The organism is Vibrio sp. M260118 (assembly GCF_036533755.1).
In the GTDB taxonomy this organism is placed as follows: domain Bacteria; phylum Pseudomonadota; class Gammaproteobacteria; order Enterobacterales; family Vibrionaceae; genus Vibrio.
In genome coordinates, this window is the sequence record NZ_JATABG010000461.1 from 1 (window position 1) to 2283 (window position 2283).

At 45.3% G+C, this 2283-nt stretch carries 3 protein-coding genes and 1 pseudogene; 1 reads left to right on the forward strand and 3 read right to left on the reverse strand.

Translation table 11 applies throughout. From position 1 onward, the window contains the following. The 3 genes and pseudogenes from QTO00_RS18340 to QTO00_RS18350 form a co-directional block, all read right to left on the reverse strand. A pseudogene (locus QTO00_RS18340) lies at positions 1 to 433 on the reverse strand (RNA pseudouridine synthase); the annotation flags it as partial. Between the two features lie 59 nt (positions 434 to 492). Continuing rightward, positions 493 to 1263: a siderophore-interacting protein gene (locus QTO00_RS18345; RefSeq protein ID WP_331426057.1), complete on the reverse strand. Its 771-nt coding sequence runs from the start codon at positions 1261 to 1263 to the stop codon at positions 493 to 495. A 93-nt stretch (positions 1264 to 1356) separates the two neighbouring features. Continuing rightward, positions 1357 to 1941 (reverse strand): LysE family translocator, encoded by a 585-nt coding sequence (locus tag QTO00_RS18350; RefSeq protein ID WP_331426058.1) that lies wholly within the window; start codon positions 1939 to 1941, stop codon positions 1357 to 1359. A gap of 151 nt (positions 1942 to 2092) precedes the next feature. Here QTO00_RS18350 and QTO00_RS18355 point away from each other — a divergent pair. Then, the coding region (locus QTO00_RS18355; protein ID WP_331426059.1) for an Lrp/AsnC family transcriptional regulator at positions 2093 to 2283 on the forward strand (191 nt) is incomplete at its 3' end.

Consider the following 2283-nt stretch of genomic DNA (forward strand, 5'->3'; position numbering starts at 1 on the left):
ACGTCTCTTTAAGCTGCAATAGATTTGGGTTGGCTTTTAGCTCATTTACCGATTGATTGATAACAGTGATTTGCGCAAGATCAGAGTGGAAAAAACTCTCTTCCGCCAACATGTCAAACACTGGTGGAACAAAGCCTGGAAGTAAATTTTGCTCAGCAATTTTGCCTGAAAATGCCGAGAAGTAACCAATCTCATTGCTTGGAGACTGAACAACTAACACACCAAACATTTTACCGGTGCCGTCTGGATTACCGTCTAATCCAAAGTCGTGCTGCCAACCTTGCTGAGTAGCAAGATGTAGTTGCAGTTGCTTGGCCGCTAACTCACACAGAGGGTGTGGCTGGTAGTAAAATGGGAAAGTAAACTTCTCAGGTAATGAAAGCGATTCGATGTCGCTTTCAAAACGGGTGAAAAGGTCGTTGTGATGATGCATTCAGGTATTCACTGCTCGGGCTGATTCTGGCGTGATTTTACCTGTTTGAGACTAGATTTCTAGCCTTGCGTTTCAGCATCTTCACGCTTAATGAGTTTGTGGCCATCTTCCGACACACCTTGTTTCCAGTAACTGCTGATGTAGATGTTCTCACGATCTACTTCTTTCTCGTTGCGGAAGTACTGGCGTAGAGCACGCATTGAATCGAACTCACATGCACACCAAACCGAAGGCGTGCCTTCTAACCAAGGCTGTGCTCGAACGGCTTCTTCGAGATCTTCGTCTTCAAATATCCACTTCACGGTCATGTTTTCGGGCGCCTGAATCGGTTGAATATCTTGCTCGGAAACCACCTTAATTACAGCGAAACCTTGAGCATTGGCAGGCAAACGACGGATCTTAGCTGATAACGCAGGCAGCGCCGTCATGTCTGCACTCATTGCGAACCAATCGGCTTCAGTGTTCATATCTTCAATGATGCCAGGGCCAACGATTGAAATGGTGTCGCCAACTTTAGCGTCCATTGCCCAGCGCGCAGCAAAGCCGCACCCTAAGTCGAGAGTGATGTGACGCACAAAGTCGACTTCAATACTAGCTGTTGATGCGTCAAACTTGCGAACTGTGTAAGTGCGCATTGCCGGGCGTTCATTCTCTGCCAATAACTTAGGATCCGTCTCGCCAGAAGGCGTAAACAATAGTTTTATATATCCACCTTCGCAATTGCTAGGAAAATCCTTTAACGATTCACTTTGCAAGGTAATACGCTGCATATTGGGTGTAACCGAAGTAACGGTGGTTACGGTTACAAGTTTTGGTGATGGCTTTTTCATTTAATTTCTCGAGAATTATAATTGTTCTCAATTAGATTAACAGCACTATTGGCTATTAGATAGGCTCTTTAACAAAATTTACATAATTTGTCGTTAGATCATCGGCAGCGTGGAGCCAACCAACAATAGCGCCATTAGAATATTGAAACTGCGTACACGCAGGTTACTCGTTAGCCAACGCTGTAGCTCTCTGCCTGCGATGATCCAAAACGAGCCAGATGGGAAGTTAATCAGCAGAAATGTCACGGAAATGATCATTAGCTCCACCCAACCACCACCATTGCTGTACAAGGTGACGGAACTTAACGCCATTGACCAACCTTTAGGGTTAACCCACTGAAAGCTTGCAGCGCCAAGAAAGGTCATAGGGCGAAAGTCATCGGCTGCGCTCGCTCTGCCGCTGAGCGCAATTTTACCTGCAAGGTAGGCAAGATAAGCCAAACTGACGTACTTCAAAACAAGGTGAATGGCAGGATAGGTTTGAAATAGTGTGGTAAGCCCCACGCCAACAAGTAACACCATAAAAGCAAACCCGAACGCGACACCACACATATGAGGTAGCGTGCGAAGATAGCCGACGTTCGCGCCAGAGGTCATGAGCATGATGTTGTTTGGACCAGGAGTAAAGGTCGAGACAAAGGCAAATATCACCAATGCGGTGAGTTGTTCAAGTTCCATAACGTTGTCCTTTCTTAGCGAAACAAGATAAGCAATAAAATTGTGTAGAAACACATGTCTTGACCGGTCGAGAACTATATTAGGTAGATTAGAGCGCAATTGTGTGCTTTTATTCGAATGAAATGGACTAATTGCGCAATAAAGGTAAGGAATGGATAAGTTTGACGAAAAAATATTGCAGGTGCTTAAAGGGAACGGAAGAATCTCGAATGTTGAGCTATCTGAGCAAGTTGGGCTTTCACCTTCTGCGACCTTAAGACGGGTACAAGAGCTTGAAAAAAGCCAACTGATTAAAGGCTACCGAGCGGTGCTAGACAATACTCAGCTCGGGGTTGGTTTTAT